The organism is Actinoallomurus bryophytorum, from assembly GCF_006716425.1.
Lineage (GTDB): Bacteria > Actinomycetota > Actinomycetes > Streptosporangiales > Streptosporangiaceae > Actinoallomurus > Actinoallomurus bryophytorum.
Genome location: NZ_VFOZ01000003.1, coordinates 84,815 through 108,737 on the forward strand (window position 1 = coordinate 84,815; position 23,923 = coordinate 108,737).

At 72.7% G+C, this 23,923-nt stretch carries 24 protein-coding genes; 17 read left to right on the forward strand and 7 right to left on the reverse strand.

Annotation, left to right across the window (positions count from 1 at the left end; all coding sequences use genetic code 11):
* Positions 1-40: 40 nt before the first annotated feature.
* Both FB559_RS41670 and FB559_RS41675 read right to left on the reverse strand, forming a co-directional pair.
* The gene (locus FB559_RS41670; protein WP_185792744.1) at positions 41-253 is read right to left on the reverse strand and encodes a TOBE domain-containing protein; all 213 of its coding nucleotides are present in this window, start codon (positions 251-253) and stop codon (positions 41-43) included.
* Positions 254-342: 89 nt separating this feature from the next.
* Entirely contained in the window at positions 343-1,077 is a 735-nt protein-coding gene (locus FB559_RS41675; RefSeq protein ID WP_141963472.1) for a hypothetical protein, read from the reverse strand.
* A gap of 91 nt (positions 1,078-1,168) precedes the next feature.
* On the opposite strand from FB559_RS41675, the gene FB559_RS45145 reads away from it, so the two are divergent.
* Positions 1,169-1,516, forward strand: a complete 348-nt coding sequence (locus FB559_RS45145) for a hypothetical protein (RefSeq protein ID WP_141963474.1) — start codon at positions 1,169-1,171, stop codon at positions 1,514-1,516.
* Positions 1,517-1,802: 286 nt separating this feature from the next.
* On the opposite strand, the gene FB559_RS41685 is transcribed toward FB559_RS45145, so the two are convergent.
* Complete coding sequence (locus FB559_RS41685; protein ID WP_141963476.1) at positions 1,803-2,834, reverse strand: nitronate monooxygenase; 1,032 nt, start codon at positions 2,832-2,834, stop codon at positions 1,803-1,805.
* Between the two features lie 333 nt (positions 2,835-3,167).
* Here FB559_RS41685 and FB559_RS41690 point away from each other — a divergent pair, with 333 nt between their 5' ends.
* Positions 3,168-4,034: an LLM class flavin-dependent oxidoreductase gene (locus FB559_RS41690; protein WP_141963478.1), complete on the forward strand. Its 867-nt coding sequence runs from the start codon at positions 3,168-3,170 to the stop codon at positions 4,032-4,034.
* A 73-nt stretch (positions 4,035-4,107) separates the two neighbouring features.
* Here the strand turns inward: FB559_RS41690 and FB559_RS41695 are convergent, their stop codons facing one another.
* Complete coding sequence (locus FB559_RS41695; protein WP_141963480.1) at positions 4,108-4,551, reverse strand: MarR family winged helix-turn-helix transcriptional regulator; 444 nt, start codon at positions 4,549-4,551, stop codon at positions 4,108-4,110.
* 75 nt (positions 4,552-4,626) lie between these two features.
* On the opposite strand from FB559_RS41695, the gene FB559_RS41700 reads away from it, so the two are divergent.
* Positions 4,627-5,073, forward strand: a complete 447-nt coding sequence (locus FB559_RS41700) for a MarR family winged helix-turn-helix transcriptional regulator (protein WP_141963482.1) — start codon at positions 4,627-4,629, stop codon at positions 5,071-5,073.
* Positions 5,074-5,085: 12 nt separating this feature from the next.
* Here the strand turns inward: FB559_RS41700 and FB559_RS41705 are convergent, their stop codons facing one another.
* Both FB559_RS41705 and FB559_RS41710 read right to left on the reverse strand, forming a co-directional pair.
* A complete protein-coding gene (locus FB559_RS41705; protein WP_141963484.1) occupies positions 5,086-5,727 on the reverse strand; it encodes a class I SAM-dependent methyltransferase in 642 nt (213 codons plus the stop codon).
* Positions 5,705-7,705: an ABC transporter ATP-binding protein gene (locus FB559_RS41710; RefSeq protein WP_246122910.1), complete on the reverse strand. Its 2,001-nt coding sequence runs from the start codon at positions 7,703-7,705 to the stop codon at positions 5,705-5,707. Before FB559_RS41710 ends, FB559_RS41705 begins: the two co-directional genes overlap by 23 nt.
* Before the next feature lie 177 nt (positions 7,706-7,882).
* Between FB559_RS41710 and FB559_RS41715 the strand changes: the two genes are divergently transcribed.
* Positions 7,883-9,022: a hypothetical protein gene (locus FB559_RS41715; protein WP_221640725.1), complete on the forward strand. Its 1,140-nt coding sequence runs from the start codon at positions 7,883-7,885 to the stop codon at positions 9,020-9,022.
* Positions 9,023-9,099: 77 nt separating this feature from the next.
* The gene (locus tag FB559_RS41720; RefSeq protein ID WP_141963487.1) at positions 9,100-9,429 is read left to right on the forward strand and encodes a plasmid stabilization protein; all 330 of its coding nucleotides are present in this window, start codon (positions 9,100-9,102) and stop codon (positions 9,427-9,429) included.
* A gap of 75 nt (positions 9,430-9,504) precedes the next feature.
* On the opposite strand, the gene FB559_RS44430 is transcribed toward FB559_RS41720, so the two are convergent.
* Positions 9,505-11,664, reverse strand: coding sequence for a carbohydrate ABC transporter permease (locus FB559_RS44430; RefSeq protein ID WP_185792745.1), 2,160 nt, complete (start codon positions 11,662-11,664; stop codon positions 9,505-9,507).
* Between the two features lie 116 nt (positions 11,665-11,780).
* On the opposite strand from FB559_RS44430, the gene FB559_RS41730 reads away from it, so the two are divergent.
* The 12 genes from FB559_RS41730 (at position 11,781) to FB559_RS41785 (ending at position 23,819) form a co-directional block, all read left to right on the forward strand.
* Positions 11,781-12,764 carry an NAD-dependent epimerase/dehydratase family protein gene (locus FB559_RS41730; RefSeq protein ID WP_246122911.1) on the forward strand — a complete coding sequence of 328 codons (984 nt, stop codon included), beginning with the start codon at positions 11,781-11,783 and terminating at the stop codon, positions 12,762-12,764.
* Positions 12,761-13,984, forward strand: coding sequence for a glycosyltransferase family 4 protein (locus FB559_RS41735; RefSeq protein WP_141963489.1), 1,224 nt, complete (start codon positions 12,761-12,763; stop codon positions 13,982-13,984). Before FB559_RS41730 ends, FB559_RS41735 begins: the two co-directional genes overlap by 4 nt.
* Before the next feature lie 13 nt (positions 13,985-13,997).
* Positions 13,998-14,723 carry a hypothetical protein gene (locus FB559_RS41740; protein ID WP_141963491.1) on the forward strand — a complete coding sequence of 242 codons (726 nt, stop codon included), beginning with the start codon at positions 13,998-14,000 and terminating at the stop codon, positions 14,721-14,723.
* Positions 14,720-15,067, forward strand: a complete 348-nt coding sequence (locus FB559_RS41745) for a hypothetical protein (protein ID WP_141963493.1) — start codon at positions 14,720-14,722, stop codon at positions 15,065-15,067. The genes FB559_RS41740 and FB559_RS41745 overlap by 4 nt, the downstream gene beginning before the upstream one ends.
* Positions 15,067-16,164: a glycosyltransferase family 4 protein gene (locus tag FB559_RS41750; protein WP_246122912.1), complete on the forward strand. Its 1,098-nt coding sequence runs from the start codon at positions 15,067-15,069 to the stop codon at positions 16,162-16,164. The genes FB559_RS41745 and FB559_RS41750 overlap by 1 nt, the downstream gene beginning before the upstream one ends.
* 6 nt (positions 16,165-16,170) lie before the next feature.
* Positions 16,171-17,013, forward strand: a complete 843-nt coding sequence (locus tag FB559_RS41755; RefSeq protein WP_141963497.1) for a hypothetical protein — start codon at positions 16,171-16,173, stop codon at positions 17,011-17,013.
* A gap of 151 nt (positions 17,014-17,164) precedes the next feature.
* Positions 17,165-17,623, forward strand: a complete 459-nt coding sequence (locus FB559_RS41760) for a hypothetical protein (RefSeq protein WP_141963499.1) — start codon at positions 17,165-17,167, stop codon at positions 17,621-17,623.
* Between the two features lie 82 nt (positions 17,624-17,705).
* Positions 17,706-18,554, forward strand: coding sequence for a hypothetical protein (locus FB559_RS41765; RefSeq protein WP_141963501.1), 849 nt, complete (start codon positions 17,706-17,708; stop codon positions 18,552-18,554).
* A 178-nt stretch (positions 18,555-18,732) separates the two neighbouring features.
* A complete protein-coding gene (locus FB559_RS41770) occupies positions 18,733-19,761 on the forward strand; it encodes a 1-aminocyclopropane-1-carboxylate deaminase/D-cysteine desulfhydrase (protein ID WP_141963503.1) in 1,029 nt (342 codons plus the stop codon).
* Positions 19,762-19,794: 33 nt separating this feature from the next.
* The gene (locus FB559_RS41775; protein WP_141964128.1) at positions 19,795-20,217 is read left to right on the forward strand and encodes a helix-turn-helix transcriptional regulator; all 423 of its coding nucleotides are present in this window, start codon (positions 19,795-19,797) and stop codon (positions 20,215-20,217) included.
* Positions 20,218-20,222: 5 nt separating this feature from the next.
* On the forward strand, positions 20,223-20,633 hold the full coding sequence (locus tag FB559_RS41780) for a VOC family protein (RefSeq protein WP_141963504.1): 411 nt from the start codon (positions 20,223-20,225) through the stop codon (positions 20,631-20,633).
* Between the two features lie 51 nt (positions 20,634-20,684).
* On the forward strand, positions 20,685-23,819 hold the full coding sequence (locus tag FB559_RS41785) for an AfsR/SARP family transcriptional regulator (RefSeq protein WP_141963505.1): 3,135 nt from the start codon (positions 20,685-20,687) through the stop codon (positions 23,817-23,819).
* The last annotated feature ends 104 nt before the right edge of the window (positions 23,820-23,923 follow it).

Here is a 23,923-nt window from a genome sequence, read left to right on the forward strand (position 1 = left end):
CCCTAAGAGGTTCTTACACCTGTATCTGCCCGTGGCCTCCTCAGTCGGCGACCGCCAGCATCACATCCGAGGCTTTGATCATCGCGACGACCTCGCTGCCCTCGGTGAGACCCAGCTCGCGAGCCGCCTCGACCGTGATCGCGGCGACCATCCGCACGCCACCGGCGTCCATCTCGACGTTCGCGGTGGCCTCACCCTCGGTGATGGCGGTGATCCTGGCCCGAAGCTGGTTCCGTGCGCTCAAACGCATCATCTCTGCCCCCTGGTGACCGATGGTTCGCTCATCTGCGGACCTGCCCAGGATGCGGCGGTCTCATTCCCGCCGCGGCCGGCTCCCGGCCCCTACTCGTACACCTGCCCGCAGACGGCCAGCCGGGCGAGATCGCCCCAGTGAAGAGCGCCCAGGGCCCGTACGCCGTCGGCTTCGGCCGTCGGGAGGGTGGCCGGACCGGGTACGGCGACGCGGGTCCCGCCGGCCTCGTCCCAGCCGCCGAAGGCTCCCGCCGCGCCGCACTCCAGGTACCCCGCCGGGTCGAAGTTGTACCAGCGCTCGCCGGTCGCCCGTACGCTGCCGGCCGGGCGGGGGACGTCGAGGCCGAAGGACGCGTCCGGGGGGAGCGGACCGGCGTCGGCGAGGTCCGCGAGGTCGGTGATCTGGGAGAGCACGATCCGCTCCCAGTCCGAGTACGACGACGGCTCGGGCGCGTACTCATGCGGTGTCTCGCGCCACGCCGCGCGCATCGGCGGCGGTTCGACCGTGGCGGACGCGGCGATCATCGCGGCGACCGTGTCGGGTTCCAGCCGTTCCCGGTCGGCGAGGAGGCGGCCCACCGACCACCAGGCGCGCAGGAACTCGCCGAGGGTGCGATCCGTCGCCTGCATCTCCCGGCCGCTGTCCACGAGCCGGAGGTAGAGGTCGCGCCCGGTCGCACAGACCGGACCGGGCGGGCCGGTCACCCGGTACGCGTGAGCCGTCGTGGCCCGCAACACGAGCGCCCGCGCCAGGGCGCCGACGCGGTCGTCGTGGACGCTCACCAGGTCGCCGGTGCCGTCCTTCCGGATCTCCCATTCCGCCATGGTCGCCACAGTAGACGCCAGTGATCATCCGCCGCGGGCCCACTCGCGGCGCGGGGCCGGAGTGTCGGGGGTGGGGTTTACGCTGAGCGCCGTGCGTGAGGAGAGTGTCGAGGAGCTCGGGCCGCAGGAGCGTCACGCCGATCTGGTCGACGAGCTGACCGGGGTTCCCGGGGTCGATCCGCCGCAGGGCGGCCGGGGGTTCGGCCGCACCGCCCTGCGCTACGAGACCAAGATCTTCGCGATGCTCGTCCGCGGGCGGCTGGTGCTGAAGCTTCCGGCCGATCGCGTCGACGAGCTGGTCACCGGCGGTGACGGCGTGCACTTCGACGCGAACAAGGGCACTCCGATGAAGGAGTGGCTCAGCCTCGACCCGCGGTCGCGGCGCGACTGGCTGCCACTCGCCCAGGAGGCCCTGACCTTCGCGCGCTCGAGCCGCTGAGGCAGGGGCCGCAGGCCCGGGGTTCCCGCCCGGAAGGGCGCGGCCTGCTGACAGCCACCGGGGCGGCGTACGAGCCCGGCGCGGTCGCCGTCTGCTCCCTCGGCGCGCGGAGCCGCATCGTCCACGTCGCCAAGGAATTGATTTACAACGTAAAGGCGGGCGCCTGTGTCCGACGCGGAGGTGGCCGGGCACGGCGTTCCCCGCCTCCCGCAAGGCGGCAAGGTCACGGACGCCGCCGACGGCGGTCGTACGGGCGTCTGACCGGCGGCGACGGCGCCGGAGACGGTCAGAGGGCTTCGGCGAGCCGGGTCAGGATGCGATCCGCCGGCTCGGCGGTCGCGTGGCGGTGGCCGGTCCCGGCCCACAGGTTGACCCGTTCGGGGTCGCCCGCGGCGGCCGCGGCCTTACGCATGGGGCTGGTCAGGTGGTGCAGGGCCGGATATCCGGCCGGCGCCTCGCCGGTGTACCGGTCGGTGAAGTCGTTGCGCAGGGCGCGCGCGGGGCGGCCGGTGAACGCCCGGGTCACGACGGTGCGGTCACGGTCCGGGTCGGCGAGAGCGGCCTGGTGCACCGCCGAGGTACCGCTCTCGTCGGCGCGCAGCAGGACCGTGCCCACCATGGCGGCCATCGCTCCGGCGCGGATCACCGCCGCGACGTCGGCGGGCGTGGCGATTCCGCCGGCCGCGATGAGCGGCAGGGAGACCGCCGAGCGCACCTCGGTGACCAGGTCGGCGACGGGCGTCGGCGGCGGTACGCGCTCCGGTGTCAGGGTGCCCGAATGGCCACCCGCGGCCGACGCCTGCACGGCGAGCAGGTCGGCACCCGCGTCCGCCGCGATGCGGGCCTCCTCGGCGGAGGTGACCGTCTGGACGACCACGGTGCCCGCGCTGCGCAGGGCGGCGACCACGGCCGGGTCCGGTACGCCGAAGGTGAAGCCGACGAGCGCCACCGGATCGGCGAGCAGGAGGTCGATCTTGTCGTGCCAGTGGTCGTCGTCCTCGACCGGGTCGCCACCGGTCAGGTCGAGGTCGTAACGGTCGCCCTCGGCCTGGATGGACCGTGCGTAGCGGCGGTAGGCCTCGGCGTCGACGGGTACCGGGTTGGGCGCGAACAGGTTGACGCCGAACGGCACGGCCTGCGCGCGTACGGCGGTGATGTGCCCGGCCAGTTCCTGCGGAGTCCTGTATCCGCCGGCGAGAAGGCCCAGACCGCCCGCGCGCGCGGCGGCGGTCACCAGCGCGGGTGTGGTCGGTCCGCCTGCCATCGGGGCGGCGATCAGCGGGATGGTGAGTCCGAGGCCGGACAACGGGGAACTCATGGTCTCCTCATGATGGTGGGTCGATGGGAGACCGGACGCGCAACGCGCCGGCCACCACCACGGCGGCCAGCACGATACCCGCTCCGACCAGCAGCGCTCGATCGTGGCCACGCGCCGGCGGCGACGTGACCGCCGGCGGGCCGAGGCTGCCCGGCACTGTGACCCGTTGGTCAGCCGCGCGACCGCGCGCGGAGAGCGCGGCCCGCGCCGATCGGCGGCGCGATGACATCAGGCCACTGTGCCATGGGCGCTCCAGGGGGCGCCGGGACACGATTCACACGCCGGTGGGACGAGTACTCGCGGGCCGGTGGGGGGATGCGTGAGGATGGACGTATGACCGTTCTCGGCGCCGTGTGCCTGCCCCAGCTACCACCGGAACGACTGCGTGACCTGGCCCGTACGGCGGACGCCGCGGGCCTGGACGAGCTGTGGCTGTGGGAGGACTGCTTCTGGGGCAGCGGCGTCGCGACCGCTGCCGCCGTGCTGGGCTGGACGGACCGGCTGCGGGTCGGCGTCGGCCTGCTGCCGGTGCCGCTGCGCAACGTCGCGCTGGCCGCGATGGAGATCGCCACACTGCACCGGCTGTTCCCCGGCCGGGTGAACATCGGCGTCGGGCACGGCGTGCAGGACTGGATGGAGCAGGTCGGCGCGCGGGTCGATTCGCCGGTGACGCTGCTGCGCGAGCACCTCATCGCGCTGCGCGCCCTGCTCGCCGGTGAGCAGGTCAGTGTGGACGGGCGATATGTCCGGCTCGACGCCGTCACCCTCGACCGGCCTCCCGCGACTCCGCCGGCCGTGCTCGCCGGGGCGACCGGGCCGCGGTCGCTGCGTCTCTGCGGCGAGGCCGCAGACGGGACCATCCTCACCGCCAGTACGACGCCGGACGGGGTACGCGAGGCACGTCTGCTCGTGGAGGAGGGCCGCACGGCCGGGGGCCGCACCGACCCGCACTCGGTGACCGTCTACCTTCTCGCCGCGACCGGGCCGGGTGCGGACGAGCGGCTGGCCGCCGAGCTGCGGCGCACCGGAGACGATCCGGAGCTCGGCGTCGCCGGCGACGCGCGTACGGTCGCCGAGGCCGTCCAGCGGTGGGCGGAGGCCGGTGCCGACACCGTGGTCCTGCAGCCGACCCTCGACGAGCCCGATCCGGAGGGCTTCGTACGCTTCACGGCCGAGCAGGTCCGTCCGCTCGTGACGTGAGCCGGGCCGGGGCGGCCCGGTTCGGCTCGCACCCCCGCGCAGCGAGGTCCCGCACGCCGGGCGCGGTCCGGTTCTACTCGGCCCGTAGCTCTGTCAGCAGCCGCAGCAGCGTGGCGCGCAGGGTCTCCAGCTCCTCCGGGCTCGTCAGCTCCGCCCAGCGCTCCTCGACGCGCGTCGCGGTCGCGTGGGTGACCGGCTTGACGGACGCGCCACGCTCGGTGAGGAAGACCAGCCGTGAGCGGCGATCGTGCGGGTCCGGGCGGCGCTCGACATAGCCCATGCGCTCGAGCTGGTCGACCGCCTGGGCCATCGTCTGCTTGCGCACCCGGGCGAGCTCGGCGAGTCCCGAGACGGTGATGCCCTCAGGCGGAACGAACGGGAACACGTTCGCGTGCGAGGGGCGGATGTCACCGAAGCCCGCCTCGCTCAACGTGGCGTCGATGTCCTGGGCATAGTGCTGGTAGACGAGTCGCAGGAGAAGCCCGATCAGCGGGTGGTCGGGAAAGTTCGTTTCCATGGATAGACAGGTGCCTGTCTACTTGCGTACATTAGTGGTCAGTTACCTGTCTATCTTAGGGGAACGGAGCCTGACATGCCCACACCACCGGCCTCCTTCGGCCAGACCCTGGCCAACGCCGAGCAGATCCTGACGGTCGTGCTGAGCCGCCACCTCGCCGAGCGCGGGACGACACCCGAGACCTGGTACGCCCTGCAGGTGATCGCCACGTACGGGCCAGGGCTGGCCCGCCAGGAGCTGCGCGAACGGCTCGAGGGCTCGCGGACCCTGGACCCCGAGTCGGTACGCGAACTGCTCGCCCGGCTCGAGGCCGACGACCTGATCCGCGGCGACGCGGAGGTCGACCTGACCGCCGAGGGGCAGGCCCTGCACCGTGGCCTGCGCGAACACATCGCCGTCCCGACGGCCCGGCTGCTGGGCCGGTTCCCCGCCGACGACATCGAGACGACCATCCGCACGCTGCAGGCGATCACCGAACGGGCGACGGAGGAGCTCGCCGCCGACGAGCAGCCGGCGAACTGACGACGGAAGAGGCTAGGGGGTCGGGCGGGCCTGGCAGATCAGCCAGTCCGGGGCCACCCGCTCGATGCCGACCTGCCAACCCAGGTCCCCGAGGCGGGCGGTGAGCTCGCCGGGACCGCGGGGAAGCTTGATGAGGCGGTGGCGGCTCCCGTCCTCCAGACGTCGCTCGACGACCTCGGCCGACCCCGCGACGTAGGTCTCCTCGTCGGCGGCGGTGGGCTGGTCGTCAACGACGATCACCCGTCCGTCCTCGCTGAGCGCCGCGCGGACGACCGACCAGAAGCGGTCGAACGCGGACGTCGGCACATGCGAAAGCCAGAACGCGAAGAACACGGTGTCGAAGCGCCGCGGCGGCGTCCAGTCGAGCACGTCCGCGACCAGGAAGGTGGCGCCCGGTGCCCGGCGCCGTGCCAGGGTGACCATCTCCGGGGCGGAATCGATCACGGTCAGGGTACGGGCGTGGACTGCCAGGTGCCGGGTCCACATCCCTGTACCGCAGGCGATCTCCAGCACGTCTCCGGACGGGCGCAGCCGGTCGACCAACGCTCCGATCCGGTCACCGGCGTCCGGCAGGGCGCCGTACGCGGTGGCGTCGTACTCGCCTGCCCTGCGGCGGTAGTACGCGACCTGTTCATCCCAGCGGCGGTCGGACATGTTCCCCGGTATCCGTGCCGCCGGAGGCCGGTACCGGGGTGTCGTACGCGGCGGCCTGCAGGAGGTACAGGTCGCGGTACGTGCCCTCGCGCGCCATGAGCTCCTCGTGGGTGCCGCTGGCGGTGAGCTCGCCGTGATCGAGGACATGGATGACGTCGGCGTGGCGGATGTTGGCGAGCCGGTGGGTGATCAGGACGACCGTACGGTCGCGCATGTGCCGGCGGATGGCCTCGAAGAGCGTGTGTTCCGCCCGTGCGTCCAGGTTCGAGGACGGCTCGTCGCAGATGATCAGCGGCGCGTCGCGGTAGAAGCCGCGTGACACGGCGACGCGCTGCCACTGCCCGCCGGAGAGCTGGTGGGAGTCCTTGAACCTGCGGTCCAGCATCGTGTCCCAGCCGCGCGGCAGGTCGGCGACGACCTCGTCGGTGCCGGCCGAGCCGGCCGCCCGGTGGAGGCGGTCGGGGTCGTCCTCGTCGGCCAGCACGACGTTGACCCGCGCGGTCATCGGCCAGTGCGCGTGGTCCTGGGCGATCACGGCGACCTGGGAGCGTACGGCCTGGGCGTCGGTGGTCGCGAGGTCGACGCCGTCCCAGCGGATGCACCCGGAGTCGGGGGTGTACAGGTGGGCGAGCAGCTTGGCCAGCGTGCTCTTTCCCGAGCCGTTCTCCCCGACGAGCGCCACGATCTGACCGGCCGCCAGGGTGAGCGACACGTCCCGCAGGGCGGGCTGGTCGCCGCCCGGATAGGTGAACGACACCTTCTCCACGGCGATCGTGGCGAAGACGCCGGGGACCTCGGCCTCCGCCGGCGGCGGCAGATGGGTACGGGCGGTCTCCAGGAACGTCAGGTAGTCGGTGAGGTACAGCCCCTCCTCGTAGCAGCTGTTCACCGCGTGGATCAGGTTCGACAGGGCGGTCCGGCTGGTCCGGATGGCGAGCACGGCGGTCCCGGCCACGGCGAGCGGTAGCCAGGACGCCGCCAGCAGCAGGCCGAGTGCGAGGTAGACGAGCCCGCTGGCCGTACCCGAACCGGCGTCCCCGGCGAGCCGTGTCACCACGTTCTTACGGGCGAGGACGAGCTGGGCGTCCCGGTAGATGCCGGCCACTCGCTGGTACTGCGCAAGCAGGAAGTCCTGCATGGTGTACGAGCGCAGGTCGCCGGCGAACCACTGGTTGCTGAGCAGGTTGCCGAGGATCGAGGAGTGGTATCTCGGGCCGATGGTGGCCAGCATCATCAGGTAGCGCGAGCGCGCGACGCGTATCGCCGCCCAGGCCTCCGGCAGAGCCGTCACGAACAGCAGGGGGAGGAGGAGGGGATGCAGCGTCGTGATCGCGATCCCGGCGGCGACGAAGGACGTCGCACCGGTGACGATGTCGACCGTGTCGGAGACCACCTGCTGCGCGGCCGAGGAGCCGGGTCCCTCGGCGCGCGACAGGGCCTCGTAGAACTCCGAGTCGTCGTAGCTGGAGAGGTCGATGCGGCTGGTGACCTCGTACAGCTCCATCTCGACCTGCTGCTGGACCCGCGGCTCCAGTCTCGCCTGCGCCCAGCCGGCGGCGGCCGACAGCAGCGACTGCGCGACGCCCGCTCCGCCGACCAGGAGGAGCGAGGGGAGCGCCGCACGCACCCGATCCGGGGTGGGGCCCGCCGCGAGCAGGGCTTCGAGCACTCCCGTCGTGGCGAGCAGGCCCAGGGCCGTGAAGACGCCGGACAACAGGTTCAGCGCCATGGTCGTGACGGTGTCGGCGGGACCGGCGCGCCATGCCAGCCGCAGCGCGTGGTGGATCAGCGCGGGCAGGCGCCGGGCGACGACCGTGAAACGCGCCGTCGCGGCCGCCTCGGCATAGTCGTACCAGCGCATGTTCAGCGCCGGGAGCCCGTCGTCCCCCGACTCGGCGGTCGACTCGGCGTCGGCCGGATCGGCGTCGGCCGGATCGGCGTCGGCCGGATCGGCCGGTGGCGGCGGCGTATCGTCCATCGGCTCTCCCCACCCCTGTCTCCGACCTCATGATGTGCGCCGGTTCGTCCGGCCGCTGTGTCGCCTGACACGGTCCGGACTGTGGGGTGAAGTCCGCGTGACATGAGCCCGCGGGGCGGAGTTGCGCCCTAGTATCGGCGGATGCGTGACAAGCGTGGTGTTTTGGTGCTTATGGGAGTGTTGCTCGCTTCTGTGCTGAGCGGATGTGGCTCGTCCCATCACCCCTCGGCGGACGCCGGTCCGTCGCAGAGCCCGCTCGCCCTCTCCCCGCCGATCTCGCCGACACCCAGCCCGTCGCCGTCGAAGAAGAAGCCCAGGCCCAAGCCGTTCCGGCAGGGCAACCCGGACGGCCACGCCGCGGTTCCGGCCGCCGCACGCGCGGTCGACACCTCGCACGCGACCAGAGTGATCGGGAAGGGCACGCCGGGCAGCTGTACGTCGAGCGCGGTCGTGTCCGCCGTCGCCGCCGGCGGCGTCATCCGGTTCTCCTGCGGTCCCAAGCCGGTGACCATCACGATGGGGGCGACCGCGAAGATCAGGAACGCCCACGGTCCCCGCATCGTCCTGGACGGCGGCGGCAAGGTCACGCTCAGCGGCGGCGGCCGGCGCCGGATCCTCTACATGAACACCTGCGACCCGGCGCAGGGCTACACCACCTCCCACTGCCAGGACCAGGCCACGCCCGAGCTCACCGTGCAGAACCTGACGTTCGCCGACGGCAACTCGACCGGGAACAAGACCGAGGGCGGAGGCGGCGGCGCCATCTTCGTACGCGGCGGGCGCTTCAAGGTGGTCAACTCGCGCTTCGTCCGCAACCGCTGCGACCGTACGGGGCCCGACCTCGGCGGTGCCGCCATCCGCGTACTGAGCCAGTACCACAACCTGCCGGTGTACGTGGTGAGCAGCACTTTCGGCGGCGCCTCCGGCCAGGGCGGCTCGTGTTCCAACGGCGGCGCGCTGAGCAGCATCGGCGTCTCGTGGACCGTGCTCAACAGCGTCATGTCCTACAACTCCGCGGTCGGCGACGGCGCCAACCCCGCACGCGGCGGCACGCCCGGCGGTGGCAGCGGGGGAGCCGTCTACAACGACGGCAACCGCTTCACGCTGCGGATCGCCGGCACGGTCATCGCGAACAACCACGCCCGCGAGGGCGGCGGAGCGGTCTTCTTCGTCAGCAACGACCGCACCGGCACGATGCGCATCGAGGGCTCGTCGCTGCGCCACAACCCCAGCGCGGGCTTTGAGACCCGCGGCTATCCGGGCATCTTCTTCCTCGGCGCGCACCACCCTGCCGTGACCGGCTCCCACCTCGGCTGAACGACCGGAATGCACCGCACGGTGCTGGGTAGGGCTCGCTTCGTAGTGCCAACGGACACGACGGCGAAGGAGGCGTCATGCCGCAGGGTCAGTGGAGCAGGAAACGAGAGCGGCAGTACGAGCACATCAAGGCCTCGGCCAAGGAACGCGGCACGAGCGAGGACCGCGCCGAGGAGATCGCCGCCCGCACCGTCAACAAGAACCGCGCGCGGGCCGGGGAGTCCAAGCAGGCGAGTAAGAGTTCGCTCCGCGACATGTCGCCCCAGGAGCGTGGCGGCAAGAGGTCGGGGCGCCCCGGTCCACGAGGCCGGACCAAGGACCAGTTGTACGCCGAGGCACAGCGCCGGGGCATCAAGGGCCGCTCGCAGATGAACAAGAAAGAACTGCTCGACGCCCTCGACCGGTAACGCCGGACAGGCCGGCCATCCCGCGCCCGGCGACCCGGCGAGCGACGATCTCCAACGGCCGGTCCGGGCGTCCGGTCAGCCGGGCCGGTCCGACTCCGTCTCCTCCGGCTCGGGCGGTGCCGTCTCCTCCGGCTCGGACTGCTCCGGGTCCTCGGGCGCGGACTCCGACGGTGGCGGTGGCCTGTCCGCGGCGGTCTGCCCCGCAGGGGCGTCCCCGGGGTGCGGGAGCGCGGGTGGCTCGGACGGAGGCCCGTAGCCGCCGGGTGGTAGCGGTGGCGGGCCGTACGGCGCGGGCTGTCCCTGGGGCCCGTAGCCGGGCGGTGGAGGACCATAGCCAGGCGGTGGAGGACCATACAGGCCGACAGGCCCCGGCGGCGGACCGTACGGAGCCGGAGCTCCGGACGGCGGCGGGCCGTACGGGCCCGGAGTTCCCGGCGGCGGGCCGTACGGGCCTTGCGGCGGGCCATAGGGACCCGGCTGGGCGGGATACCCCGGCGGCGGACCGTAGCCGCGACCGGCCCACTGCTGCGGCCCCGAAGCGGCTCCCCAGATGGGCGCCCCGGCCGGCGCGTCGTCGCCGGCCTCGCCGGCGGGCCCCGTCGTGATCACGAGCCGGTCGAGGTAGAGGACCTGCAGCGCGCCCAGGGCCAGGAAGAACACGACGACCAGGATGATCGGTGTCGCGATGCCGGACCCCGTCCCGCCCAGGCCGGCGCCGTACTGCGCAATCTGCCGGAACACCGCCATCGGCGCGGTCTGCATCTCCCCCGAGGTGCTCACCAGCGTCGGCCACAGCAGCCCGTGCGCGCCGAACAGCACGGTCACGCCGCCCATGAACGCGGCGAGCGGAAGCGCGGGCAGCGCGACCAGCCGGACGAACGCCGGCGCGCCCCGCGCCTGCTCCGCACGCCACAGTGCCGCGCGGGTCCGGCAGAAGATCGTGAGCACGAGGAGCGACGGCACGCTGAGCAGGAGCGGTGGCAGCAGTCCGGCGAAGTGGTTGATCGCTCCCAGGCGCCGCGCGTTCTCGTAGTCGACGATGCTCAGGGGGCCGATGCCGACGAAGAGCCACGGCGCGAAGGGCAGGAGCAGCCATTCGCTGCGCCGGCCGAGCGGGCGCAGGCCGCCGATCCCGAGCGCGCCCAGGTACGCTGCGCCGACCGAGACGATCGCGCTGAGTACCGGCGGTATCCAGGTGTTGGTGTAGAGGCGCCCGGTGGGCGTGCGCGGGCCCACCGGCAGAGCGTGCCCGCCTGAGGACAGGCTCGAGAGCCACGGCCACGAGCACACCACGGCGATCGCCAGAACCAGGGCCAGCACCACCACACCGACCGCCACGCGGCCTCCGTCAGGGGACGGGGACGGCTCGTCCGGCTGCTGCGGCGCGCTCGCCGGCCTGAGCTCGATCCGCACACCCGTACGCACCGCGACGATCGTGGCCAGCACGCCGAGCACGCCGAGGAGCAGGCCGGTCACCGTCGCGACGGCGGCGCCGCCGCCGAAGTCGGCGTAGAAGTAGGCGGCCCGGTACTCCAGCATCGCGAGGGTGGGCTGCCTGCCGGACGCCATCATCACGTCGAGGGAGAACACCTGGAGCGCGACCGCGAACGCCGCCAGCACGGTGATCGATCCGACCGCGACCATGACCGGCGTCAGCGGGCGGCCCTCCGAACGGCCGCGCATGACCGGCAGGAAGACCAGCAGTGCCAGGCCGCACAGGAGGCCGAACGTCGCCGCGGCGGTGATGAGGGGAAGCGTCGGGGACGCCGCCCCGCCCCGGCCCAGCCGGCCGAACGCCGTCGCGATCCCGCCGTCGCGCTGCCCCGCGATCCATCCCGCGGCGATGGCGACCGGGGAGAACACCACGAGCGGCAGCGACAGCAGGATCCGGCCCACGCGGCGTGGCCAGGTTCCCGCGCGTTCGAGCGCGGCGGCGAGCGCCGGCCCGACGACCAGCAGCACGACCAGCGGGATGATGGCGAACGAGGCCGAGAAGAAGAGCGCCTTCCAGAAGGTCGCGCTGCCGAGCAGTTCGGTGTAGTTGCGCAGGCCCGCGGAGCGGGCGGGCAGGCCGATGCCGCCACCCCTCTGCAGGCTCCGCACGATCGTCTGTCCGGTCGGTACGACGAGCGTGACCAGGGCGGTCAACGCCGCCGGAACCAGGAGGAGCATGCCCGTGCCGCGGCCGGCGGTGCCCGGCCTCGTAGGGGGATACGCCGGGGGGTGAGGGGTCATGTCCGCTCCGCGAGTGCCGTTCGCCGCCGACCCGATGATCAGCCAATGCCGACGGTAGCGCCGCACGGTGCCGTTGTCGCTCGATGAGAGCGTCCGAGATGAGGTGATCCGCTATCGTGCGCACCGTGCGCGCGGTGGTGACGGGGGCGGCCGGGTTCGTCGGGAGCCAGGTGGCGGAGGCGATGGCCCGCGCCGGGCACGAGGTCGTCGCCGTGGACGCGCTCGAACGCTCGGCCTCGCCCGCCGCGGCGCGAGCGAACTGGTCGACGCTGGCCGGCCGCGGTGAGATCACGCGGACCGCGTGCGACCTGGCCACCGGTGACCTCGAACCGCTCGCCGAGGCGGACGTGGTCGTGCACCTGGCCGGGCGGCCCGGCGTACGCAGCTCGTGGGGCGCGGGCCGCGCCGACACGGAGCGCGACAACGTGACCGCCACCCGGCGGCTGCTCGCGGCCTGCGAGGCCGCCACGGAGCGCCCGCGCGTCGTCGTCGCGTCCAGTTCGTCGGTGTACGGCTCGGCGGGCGTACGTCCGCACACCGAGCGAGACCCCCTGCGCCCCGCCAGCCCGTACGCGGCGAGCAAGGCGGAGGTCGAACGCCTCACCGCACAGGCCGCGGGGCGCGGGCTGCCCGCCGTCGTGCTGCGCTTCTTCTCGGTCTACGGCCCCCGGCAGCGGCCCGACATGGCGTTCCACCGGTTCATCGAGGCCGGGCTGCGCGGTCGCCCGCTCCCCGTCCTCGGGGACGGCGGGCAGTCGCGCGCCTTCACGCACGTATCCGACGTCGTGGCCGCCACGCTCGCCGCGGCCACCACCGACCTGCCGTACGGCACCGTGCTCAACATCGGGCACCCCGAACACGTGCCGGTGCGGGAGGCGATCGCGGTGCTGGCCGGGCTGCTCGGCGTACGGCCCCGCGTCCGCCACCACGCCGCCGTGGCCGGGGACGCGGCACGTACCTGGGCGGACAGCGGCGAGGCCGCGCGCCTGCTCGGCTGGTCGGCCGGGGTGGACCTGGCCGCCGGTCTCGCGGACCAGCTCGCCTGGCACCGCGCCGGCCGGACGCGACCGGCACCCGCACGCGCCGGACAGCCGGCATGACCGGAGAAGCCCCCGAGACCCAGGCGTCCCCTGCGGGGCCGCCGGAAGTACGCGCGGCCTACTTCGCGTTCGACCGTTTCCCCTCCACCAAGGGCTCGGCGGTGCACATCGGCCAGATGGCGGCCGAGCTCTTCGAGCGCTTCGGCGGCGGCCTGCTCGGCGTACTGGGCGGAGGGAACCTGCCGCGCTACCAGTGGGAGCCGGGTTCCGGCATCCGGATCGCGCGCTTCGGCGAGCGGATCCCGAACCTCATCGACCGGGCCGAGGCGTACTCCGCGTGGGTCGCCGCGCACGTCGCCCCGCACGTGGAGACCCTGCGGGTCTGTCACGTCCGCGACCCGTGGAGCGCGCTGCCGGTCGTGACGGCGCCGGGCCGGCGCTACCCCGTGGTGTACGAGGTCAACGGCCTGCCATCGGTCGAGCTGGGCCACACGTGGCCGCTGGCGGCCCCGGCCACGCTCGCCAGGATCGCCGAGCTGGAGGACTTCTGCCTGGAGCGGGCGGACGTGGTGGTGGTGCCGTCGGGTGTGATCGGGACCGCGCTCCGCCGCCGTGGCGTGCCGGGCGAGCGGATCGAGCTGGTGCCGAACGGCGCCGACGTGCCGCCCGAGCGGCCGCGGCCGGACGACGCGCCGGAGTCCTACCTCGTCTACGCCGGGGCGCTGCAGCCGTGGCAGGGGCTCGACGTGCTGCTCCGCGCCTTCGCCCGGCTGGCGGACCTGACCGGCCTGAGGCTGGTCATCCTCTCCTCCGTGCCGGAACGCCGCGCACGGGCGCTGCGGCGCCTGGCCGAGCGCCTCGGCGTCGAGGACCGCGTGGTCTGGAGGTTCACGCTGCCGCACGCCGAGGTGGCCGCCTGGCTGGCCGGCGCGGCCGTCTCGGTGGCGCCGCTGACGGGTTGTGCGCGCAACGTCGACCAGGGCTGCGCGCCGCTGAAGATCCTGGAGTCGATGGCCGCCGGCACGCCGGTCGTGGCCTCCGGCCTGCCCGCCGTACGCGAGCTGATGGCCGACGGTGTGCACGGCCGGCTCGTCGCCCCGGACCGGCCCGCCGAGCTCGCGCGCGCCATCCGCGTACTCCTGGAGTATCCGGACGCGGCGCGGGCGATGGGGGAGCGCGGGCGGCGGCGCGTACGCGAGGAGTTCGCCTGGGCCGCGACGCGGGCGAGAATGGCCACAATTTATCGCTCTATCACCTCCAATTCGGGGATAACACGTTGATAGTGTCCGCCCCATGTTCTGGCGGAACACGCGCGAAGCGATCGGCCGCTTCCACCCCGTACACCAGCAGCTGACCACCGAGCGCACGGTGTCGCTGTCGTCCCGCGCGGGGGAGTGGGCGAGTGTTCTCGCCAGCCTTTCCCAGCACGAGGCGACGGTGAAGCGCCGGAAATGGCGGCTCCCCGCGAGGGCGACCACCGTCATGGTGCCGCTCATTCACGTGCTGTCCGAAGACGCCGGCCCCGAAGGCGCGGTCGCGATCGCCGCGGACTTTCGCGGCCCGGACACGCCCGGCAAGACCGGCCCGAGGCGGGAGGTCCCCGCCGGAGGCCGCGTCCGCAAGATCACCGAATGGTTCGTGCTGGATCCCTGGCTTCAGGCACGTGCGGAGCTGAAGGACGGCAGCGTCCTGGAGATCAAGGTCACCGACCGGATCCGCCACCGGAAGCTCCACGTGGTCAACGCGCGCAACAAGCACAAGTGGAAGACGAAGAAGAAGGCCGTGCAGCGCATCGACGTCAAGCGCACGCTGCCCCGTGGTGCCGGCGTACGCCGGCCGGACGCGGCTCCGCCGGGCTGGATCGGGGTGCGCCGCAAGGACGGCAAGCGGACCGTGCTCAGTGCCATCGCCAAGCTCGGCCGGGTGCCCGGGGAGCAGGAGCAGTTCCCGGTGATCCTCACCGTGGTGACCGAGCTCTTCCGCTGGACCGCGCCGGCGTCTCCACGGAGGAGCGCGTGAACCCCTGCGGAGCGACCACGGGATTCTTCGTCCTCGGCCGCTGCGGCCGGGCGGCGGTGACGGTGTGCCGATGCGGCCGCCAGATCTGCGCCGAGCACGCCGACCAGCAGGGTCTGTGCCCGGAGTGCTCCGGCGCCCAGGGCTACGCCGACCCGTACCGGCCCGGCTGGGCGCGCGGGTTCCGCCGCTCCTACTACCAGCGCAGTTCCTATGACTACGGGGACCCGAACCTGTACACCGGCTACGACATCTACGACCGGAGCGGGTTCGACCAGGGCGACGACTTCGCCATCGGCGGTGATGTGGACCCGGACTCGGGTGACGGCGGCTGGACCGACAGCTGATGCGTGTCCTGTGGCTCACCGAGCACTATCCGCCGAGCCGTGGCGGCATGGCCGAGTCCTGCGACCGCATCGTACGGGGCCTGCGCGGCGCCGAGGTGGAGGTCGACGTCGCCCACCTGACCCGGCGGGACCGGCAGTGGTGGGCCGAACGGGAGTACGGCGGCCGGCTGCTGACCGCGCCGCTCGATGACAATCCCGAGCACGCGCTGCGCCGCCTCTGGACCGAGCTCACCGGTGAGACCTACACCCACGTCGTCGCGTTCGGCGGCACCTACGCCATGCTGGGCGCGCCCGTACTGGCCGCCTGGCTCGGCGTGCCTCTCGTCACCTGCCTGCGCGGCAACGACTTCGACACCGGGGTGTTCTCGCTGCGCCGGCGCGAGGCGCTGCTGGCGGCCCTGCGTGCCTCCGCACGCGTGTGCGTCGTGGCCCGGTCGCACGGCCCGCTCGTGGCCGCCCTGGTCCCGGAGGCGCCGGTGACCTGGGTGACGAACGGCATCGACACGGCGAACTGGGAGATCCTCCCGTCCGAGCGGTCCCGCGCGGACGCGTGGCGGGCGTCGTCCGTCTCTCCGGGGCGGCGCGTGCTCGGCCTCATCGGCCAGCTCAAGAACAAGAAGGGCGTCGGGTTCCTGCTGGACGCCCTGCTCGCGTCCGGCCACGCGGAGGAGTTCCACCTGCTGCTGGTCGGCGAGGTGGAGGACGGCGTCGGGGAACGCCTGGAGCGCCTCGCGTGGACGCGCATGCCGTTCCTCGAACGCTACGACCTGCCCGCCGTCTACGCGGCCTGCGACCTCGTCGCGCTCCCCTCCTTCTACGACGGCCTGCCCAACGTCGCACTGGAGGCCGCGGCGCTGGGCGTACCTCTGCTCGCCTCGGACGCGGGCGGCCTCGCCGACCTGGCCGACGACGAGATCGGGTTCACCTTCCCCGCCGGTGACCCGTACGCCTGCCGCGCGGCGCTCGACCGCGCGGCACGGGCGACCGGCGAGGAGCTGGCGAAGCTGGGCGCCGCCGCGGGCGAGCGGGTGCGCCGTGACTTCACCCCGGAGGCGGAGACCGCCGGCTACCTGACCGTCCTGCGGGAGACCGGCTGAGCCGCGGTGATCGTCTGTTACGCCAACGGCGGCGGTCTGGGGCATCTCACCCGCATTCGCGCGTACCTGCACACGAGGCGGCGGGATGAGCCGGCCACCATCCTGACCGGCTCGCCGTTCGCCGCCGACCCGCGCGTGACCGGCGGACACCCGGTCCTGTCCGCGCCCGCCGGGCTCGACCACGACGGGCTCCGCCGCTGGATCGGCGCGGTCCTGGCCGACCTCGAACCCGCCGAACTGGTCGTGGACGCCTTCCCGGCCGGCCTGGCCGGCGAGCTGACCGCGCGGAGCGTCCCGGCCGGCACCCGGGTCGTGCACCTGGCCCGGCTGCTCCGCTGGGACGTCTACCGGCCGCTGCTGCCCTCCGTGCCACCGCGCTTCGCCGAGACGTTCCTGGTCGAGCCGGTGACGGCCGGGCACGAGGCGTACCTCGCCTCGGTGTCCGCGTCGGTCACCGCGCTGGAGCTGACCGAGCCACCGGATGCGTCGACGGGCGTGGAGGGCTGGCTGATCGTGCACTCGGGGCCGGACCCGGAGACCATGGAACTGGTCGAGTACGCGCGGGAGATGGCCGGGCTGGAGGGCCTGCGGCCACGGCTCACCCTGGTGTCGCCGAGCCGCCCGGACGCGCTGCCGCCCGACGTCGCGCATCTCGACGTCTATCCGGCGTGGCCGCTCTTTCCCAACGCCGGGCGTGTCATCACCGCTGCCGGCTGCAACATCGTCCGTCAGCTCGCCCCCCTGCGGGAACGGCATCGGATGATGCCGTTCCCACGTCGCTTCGACGACCAGTTCGCCCGCGCGGCGCGTGTACGGGCGGGCACGGTCCATAGGGGAACGATCGGGTGACGGACGGGGCATCCGTGCCCACCACGGAATCCTCGGTCCGTGGTCGGCACCGATGTCCGGTGGCCGGGCCTGACGCAGGGTGATTCCAGCGACAAATGTTCGCTGCGGCCGAACGGCACGGTCGGTTCACCCATTCGGGGAGAGAGGTCACATGACCACATGGAAGACCATCGGGGCATTGTCCCTGGCAACCGTCCTGGCCACTGCGGTCGGCATTCCAAGCGCGTACGCCGCCACGGGGACGGTCTTCGCCGACGACCAATACTTCGACTCGCCCCAGACCCAATGGTCCGTCGTGGCCCCGATGCGCGTCGGTGACTGCAGCATGTTCGGCAACCTCTATCTCAGCAGGCCCGATCCCACCGGTTTCACCAAGGTCCGGTTTGTTTTCACCACCTCGACCAGCCGCACGAGCAAATTCGACCAGTGGCACAGCTCGTGGAGGTTCCTCGACTCCGCCGGTGGGCAGGTCGGCGCGCTGGACACCATCGACGGCCTGCGAATGCCGATCGTCAATCACAACTACTGGGGCGAGATAAACACCGGCATCTCGATGACTCCTCATCAGTGGGCCAGCATCACGCGGGTCGCCTGGACCGGTGAGTGTTAGTCATGCCGCTCGCGAACGCTGTGACTTCGGGCAAGGAGAGGAATGGGAAATGAACATCCGACGACCAGCCATGATGATGGCGGTGGCCGTATTGGGGGTGCTCTCCGTCGCGACCCCCGCGACCGCCACGGCCGGCACCTTCGGTGCGCTGGTGCCGAGCACCTTCACGCAGGTCTACAGTCCTCCGAGGACCATTCCGGCAACAGGACCCGTGAGCGTCACCGCCCAGTGCCCGGCCGGGACGGAGGCCGTCTCCGTGGGCGGCCTGGCCGACACGCTGGACAGCATCACTCCCGGGCCTGGCCACGACAGTGGCGTGGCGACCTCACACGCCTCCAACGGCAACCTGGGTTCCGCGATAGTCGCCCAGGCCACCTGCGCGCCGACCGCGCAGTTCGCCGGCACGACGGCCTTCACCCATGAGCAGAGCGTCCACTCCACAACGGGAGAGTGGACGGCGACGGTGACCTGTCCTGCCGGAATGCGCGCGTTCGGAGGAGGCGGGTACTTCAGGGCGGGCAACGGCACCATCAGTACGAGCGAGTTCTTCATGAGCGCCAACACCCTTACCGCCAACGGGAGGAGCTGGCTGGTCAGCGCGCTGGACAAGACTTTCACCGACACACTGGTCGTCACCACCCGGTGCGCACCCCAGTCGAGCTCCACCCGCCTGGTGGAGGAGATCTATCCCATCGTCCCGGTAGCCGGGGCGACCGGCGGAAAGACCAGTGGCTACGCCCACTGCCCGGCGGGCTTCCTGCCGATCTCCGGGGGAGCACAGGTCACGACGGACAATCCCCCCTCGGCGGCCCAGCCGCAACTCACCACCTCGGTGCTGGTGGACAACGGCCAGATCGGGTGGTTCGCGAGCGGCGGTTACAACGCGGGCGAACACGCGCAGCTACACGTCATCGCACTGTGCGGCTCCTGACCGGCCCCCTGCCGAGCCCGGGTTTCGCCTGGTAGGACACGTAGGCCCCCGTGAATCGGGGGCCTACGCGCGGCTGCACGCCGAACCGCTCGTACTCGGGGTGAACATCATGTTCGAGGGTGACACCGTCCACTCCCGATCCGGGCACTGATGACCATGTGGGGGCAGACTGGCCGGTATGGATTCTGCGAACGGCGTGACCGCGGATGAGCTGGCCCGGCGCCTGTCGGCGCGGCCGAGGGTACGCCTCGCGCGGCTGCCGACGCCGTTGCACCCGGCTCGCCGGTTCTCCGCCGAGGTCGGCGCCGAGGTCTGGCTCAAGCGCGACGACCTGACCGGGGTCGCGCTCGGCGGCAACAAGATCCGGAAGCTGGAGTTCCTGCTCGGCGAGGCGCGTGAGGCCGGAGCGGACTGCCTGATCACGATGGGCGCGGCACAGTCCAACCACGCGCGTACGGTGGCCGCGGGCGCGGCGATGAGCGGCCTGCCGTGTCACCTGGTCCTCGGCGGCGACCGCCCGGACCGGCCGACCGGCAACGTCCTGCTGAGCACGCTGCTGGGCGCCGAGCTGCATTTCACCGGCCTGACCGGCTGGGACGACCTGGCGCGGGTCGCGGAGGATCTGCGTGCGACGCTTGCCGCCGACGGCCACCGGCCGTACGTCATCCCGGTCGGCGGTTCGACGCCGTACGGCGCGCTCGGCTTCGCCGCCGCGTACCTGGAGCTGCTCGAACAGGCCGCCGCCGAGGGGATCGAGCCCGGTGTGATCGTGCACGCGACGGCGTCGGGCGGCACGCAGTCCGGACTGCACGCGGCACACCGGCTGCTGTTCCCCGGCGGGGACGGCGGCCCGGCCGTGTGCGGCGTCGTGGCGTCCGGCACGGCCGGCGAGCTGATGCCGGAGGTGGCGGCCCTCGCCGGGGGAGTCGCGGACCTGCTCGGCGGCCCGCACGACATCGGCTCGCCGTACGGCATCGACGGTTTCCTCGGCGAGGGCTACGGCGTCTCGACACCCGGCGGCGAGGCGGCCCTGCGGTTGCTGCTGCGCACCGAGGGCGTACTGACCGACCCGGTGTACACGGCGAAGGCGCTGCACGCGGTCGTCGAACGCGGCGCCGAACTCGCCGGCGGCAGGCCGCTGGTCTTCTGGCACACCGGCGGCACCCCGGCCGTCTTCTCCGACGAGCATTCCCTGGTCAGCTGGTAGAACGCCGCGGCGGCGTGGGATGCTGCCGGGGTGATGACCGCGGATCTCGCCGCGCTGCGCCGGGCGCGCGACACGATGGACCGTGACTACGCACGGCCGCTCGACGTGCCCGCGCTGGCGCGTGCCGCCCACATGTCGGCGGGCCACTTCTCCCGCAGCTTCCGCGCCGCCTTCGGCGAGACGCCCTACAGCTACCTGATGACCCGCCGCATCGAGCGGGCCAAGGCGCTGCTGCGCCGCGGCGACCTGACCGTGACGGAGGTCTGCTTCGAGGTGGGCTGCTCGTCGCTGGGGTCGTTCAGCTCGCGGTTCACCGAACTGGTCGGGGAGAGCCCGAGCGCGTACCGCGCCCGGCGCCACGACCAGAGCGCGGCCATCCCGGCGTGCTTCGCCAAGATCTTCACCCGACCGGTCAGAAACGGAGAAGCCGGACACGCCGCCGGCCCCGTAGCCTGACCTGCATGGACCTCAAACTCTCACACTGCGTCGTCCCCGTCGACGATCACGACAAGGCGCTGCACTTCTACCGCGACGTGCTCGGCCTCGAAGTACGCAACGACGTCTCCTTCGAGGGAATGCGTTGGGTCACCGTCGGCCCGGCCGCCCAGCCCGAGGTGGAGATCGTCCTCGAACCACCGGGCGCGAACCCGAACGCCTCACCGGCCGACCGGCAGGTGATCACCGAACTGATGGCCAAGGGCCTGATGGGCCGCCTCGTCTTCGCGACCGACGACTGCGACGCCACCTTCGAGAAGATCCAGGCCTCAGGCGCGGAGGTGGTCCAGGAGCCGATCGACCAGCCGTACGGCGTCCGTGACTGTGGCTTCCGCGACCCGGCCGGAAACCTGCTGCGCTTCACCCAGCCCCGGTAGGCCTTTCGCCGCAGGCCGTGCAGGCGCCGGGTATGGGTGATAATCGCTGAGGTGCGGTTCGGTGTTCTGGGCACGGTAGAGGTGTGGTCCGCCGATGGCGGGCCGCTTTCCGTCGGCGGACCACAGGTGCGCTCACTGCTGGCGATGCTGCTGCTCGAAGCCGGACGCGGGGTGGGCGTACGGCGGCTCGTCGAGGGCCTGTACGGCGGGCACACTCCACGCGATTCCGGGCATGCCCTGCAGTCGCAGGTCTCCCGGCTGCGTCGCGGGCTCCGGGCGGCGGGCGGCGCTGAGGACCTCGTAAGGTTCGGTCCTTCCGGGTACCGGCTGGTGGTCGATCCCGACGACGTCGACGTTCACCGGTTCGAGCGGCTCGCGGGGGAGGGGCGGCGTGCGCTCGCCGCCGGAGACCACCTCCACGCCGCCCGCCTGCTGAACGAGGCGCTCGCCTTGTGGCGGGGGCCCGCGCTCGCCGACGTCACGAACGCGCCCTTCGCCGAGGCGCAGGCCGCCCGGCTGGAGGAGCTGCGGCTGGCCACGATCGAGGATCGCGCCGAGGTGCGCCTGGTGCGGGGCGACCACCGCGACCTGGTGGCCGAGTTGCGCGAGGTCGTGGCGGCGCATCCCCTGCGGGAACGGCTGCGCGGGCAGCTCATGCGGGCCCTGTACGGGAGCGGCCGGCAGGCCGAGGCGATCGAGGTGTTCGAGGACGCGCGGCGGACGCTGGCCGACGAGCTCGGCCTGGATCCCTCCCCGGAGCTCGGGAGCGTGCACCGGGCGGTGCTGCAGGCCGAGCGCTCGCTCGCAGAGGTGCCACGCGCCGGGATTCCCGCTCAGTTCACCAGTTTCGTCGGGCGCGAGGGTGAGCTCAAGCGGGTCGGTGATCTGCTCCGCGAGGCGCGGCTGATCACGCTCACCGGGCCGGGCGGGGTCGGAAAGACCCGGCTCGCGATCGAGGTGGCGGGGCGCGAGGCGGACGAGATCTGCTTCGTCGACCTCGCGCCGATAGCCGACGGGGCCGCCGCCCCGCAAGCGTTGATCAACGCGCTGGGTTTCCGTGAGGGAGGGCTGGTGCCGGCGCTGTCCGGCCCGCTCGACCCCACCGACCGGCTGGTCACGGGGCTGGCCGGCCGGCGGATCCTGCTCATCCTGGACAACTGCGAGCACGTCGCGCGCGATGTCGCCCGGCTGGCCCGTCGGCTGCTGACGGCCTGCCGTGGCCTGCGCATCCTCATCACCAGCCGCGAGAGGCTGGACATCACCGGTGAGACGCTGTACCCGGTCCGTCCGCTGGCGTTTCCCCCGCCGGAAACGGCCGATCTCGACATGCCCGGTCACCCGGCGGTGCGGCTGTTCGCCGACCGGGCCGCGGCCGTACGGCCGGAGTTCACGGTCGACGGCGCCACCATGGGCGCGGTGCTGCGGATTTGCCGGGCGCTCGACGGGCTGCCCCTGGCGATCGAGCTCGCGGCCGCGAGGCTGCGATCGCTGACGATCGAGGAGATCGCGGCTCGGTTGGACGACCGGTTCGGGCTGCTGTCTCGCGGCGACCGGTCGGCGGCGCCCCGCCATCAGACCCTTCACTCCGTCGTCGCCTGGAGCTGGGACCTGCTCAGCAGGTCCGAGCAGGCGCTGGCCGCGCGACTGACGGTCTTCAGCGACGGCGCCACCCTTCCGGCCGTCGCCGAGATCTGCGTGCCGCCTGATGATGAGGTCGTCGACCTGCTCGCCGACCTCATCGACAAATCCCTGGTCGAGATCGACGGGGGGCGGTACCGCATGCTGGAGACCGTACGGGAGTTCTGTGCCGGACGGCTGGCCGGGACCGGCGAGGGGAAACGGCTGAGGGCGGCTCACGCGGCGTACTTCCTGGGCCTGGCCCAGACCGCCGACGCTCACCTGCGCGGCCCTGACCAGTTGGAGTGGCTGGCCGTGCTGGACGCCGAGCGGGGCAACCTCCATGCCGCACTGCGCTGGGCCGTGCGCGCCGACCCGGCGCTCGCACTCAGGCTGCTCGCCGCCCTGTCGTGGCACGGTCAGCTGCGGGGGCTGAGCGGCGAGCGGGCATCGCTGGCCGCGGAGCTGCTCGAGGTGATCGGTGCCGAGCCGCCCGCCGGGCTCGACGAGGAGTACACGTTGTGCGTCGCGCACGCCGCGTCGTCCGACAACGGCCTCGACCGGCGGCTGCGAGTCCGGCTGGAGAGCCTCAGGCCGTCCGTCGCCGGAGGCCGCCTGCGGCACCCGTCCCTATCCGTGCTCCGGCTCATGGTGATCGGGCCCGGCGGCACCGGCCTTGCCGAGACGGCCCCGGCCGATCCCTGGGCGCGGGCCTTCTCCGGTTTGGAGCGCGGTGTCAAGGGGCTGCTCGACGCGGATCCCGGCGAGGCCGCACAGGCGTTCGAGGCGTCGCTCGACGGGTTCCGCGCGGTCGGCGACCGCTGGGGCGCCGCCGCCGCACTGGACCAGCTGGCCATGCTCGCGGACTGGCGGGTGGACGTCGCGAGGTTCGCGACGCTGATGGCAGAGGCCATCGACCTGGCCGGACGGCTGGGCGCGGTGGAGGACATGACGAGGTTCCTCGTACGGAACGCGGACGGGCTGATCACCGCCGGCCGGCTCGCCGCCGCGCGCGCGGACCACGAGCGCGTCGCCGAGTTCGCCCGCAGGACCGGCATGCTCGAGACACGGGCCGGCGCGCAGCGAGGGCTCGGTGAGATCGCGCACCTGAACGGTGACCTGACCGCCGCCCGCGAGCTGTACGAGCTGGCATTGCGGGGGTGTGAGCGGGAGTCGATCAGCGCCGGGTTCACCCGCTGGCGGATCCTCATCGGGCTGGGGCGGATCGCGCAGGACGGCCACGACGCCGACCTGGCTCGGTCCCGCTACCGGCAGGCCCTCGCCGTCGCGCTCGGCCACCGCAACTTCCCCGCCGCCGCCGTCGCGGTCGAGGGCATGGCCGGGGTGGCCCTGCTCGACGACGCCGGCGAACGGGCCGCGTTGCTGCTCGGCGCGAGCGTCGCGGTCCGCGGCATACCGATGCCCGCCGACCCCGAGGTGGCCCGGGTGGCCGCCGGGGCGAAAGATCTGGTCGGTGCGCAGACCTACGCGTCGGCCTTCGCACGGGGCACGACCATGACCCGCGACCAGGCGCTGGCCCTTCTCGGAGTGGCGCCGCCGGACGCGTGACCGGCCACTGTCAGAGCGCCCCGGGCCGGTGAGCGGCCGGTGAGCGGTTGGTGAGCGGTCCCCTGCAGGCTGGAGGCCGTCACGTACCCGATCACCGACAGGAA

Bases quoted from the DNA above. Each gene is read 5' to 3' on its own strand.
- FB559_RS41670 (WP_185792744.1), bottom strand. From the start codon at position 253: ATGATGCGTTTGAGCGCACGGAACCAGCTTCGGGCCAGGATCACCGCC.
- FB559_RS41675 (WP_141963472.1), bottom strand. From the start codon at position 1,077: ATGGCGGAATGGGAGATCCGGAAGGACGGCACCGGCGACCTGGTGAGC.
- FB559_RS41685 (WP_141963476.1), bottom strand. From the start codon at position 2,834: ATGAGTTCCCCGTTGTCCGGCCTCGGACTCACCATCCCGCTGATCGCC.
- FB559_RS41690 (WP_141963478.1), top strand. From the start codon at position 3,168: ATGACCGTTCTCGGCGCCGTGTGCCTGCCCCAGCTACCACCGGAACGA.
- FB559_RS41695 (WP_141963480.1), bottom strand. From the start codon at position 4,551: ATGGAAACGAACTTTCCCGACCACCCGCTGATCGGGCTTCTCCTGCGA.
- FB559_RS41700 (WP_141963482.1), top strand. From the start codon at position 4,627: ATGCCCACACCACCGGCCTCCTTCGGCCAGACCCTGGCCAACGCCGAG.
- FB559_RS41705 (WP_141963484.1), bottom strand. From the start codon at position 5,727: ATGTCCGACCGCCGCTGGGATGAACAGGTCGCGTACTACCGCCGCAGG.
- FB559_RS41710 (WP_246122910.1), bottom strand. From the start codon at position 7,705: ATGGACGATACGCCGCCGCCACCGGCCGATCCGGCCGACGCCGATCCG.
- FB559_RS41720 (WP_141963487.1), top strand. From the start codon at position 9,100: ATGCCGCAGGGTCAGTGGAGCAGGAAACGAGAGCGGCAGTACGAGCAC.
- FB559_RS44430 (WP_185792745.1), bottom strand. From the start codon at position 11,664: ATGACCCCTCACCCCCCGGCGTATCCCCCTACGAGGCCGGGCACCGCC.
- FB559_RS41735 (WP_141963489.1), top strand. From the start codon at position 12,761: ATGACCGGAGAAGCCCCCGAGACCCAGGCGTCCCCTGCGGGGCCGCCG.
- FB559_RS41740 (WP_141963491.1), top strand. From the start codon at position 13,998: ATGTTCTGGCGGAACACGCGCGAAGCGATCGGCCGCTTCCACCCCGTA.
- FB559_RS41750 (WP_246122912.1), top strand. From the start codon at position 15,067: ATGCGTGTCCTGTGGCTCACCGAGCACTATCCGCCGAGCCGTGGCGGC.
- FB559_RS41760 (WP_141963499.1), top strand. From the start codon at position 17,165: ATGACCACATGGAAGACCATCGGGGCATTGTCCCTGGCAACCGTCCTG.
- FB559_RS41770 (WP_141963503.1), top strand. From the start codon at position 18,733: ATGGATTCTGCGAACGGCGTGACCGCGGATGAGCTGGCCCGGCGCCTG.
- FB559_RS41775 (WP_141964128.1), top strand. From the start codon at position 19,795: ATGACCGCGGATCTCGCCGCGCTGCGCCGGGCGCGCGACACGATGGAC.
- FB559_RS41780 (WP_141963504.1), top strand. From the start codon at position 20,223: ATGGACCTCAAACTCTCACACTGCGTCGTCCCCGTCGACGATCACGAC.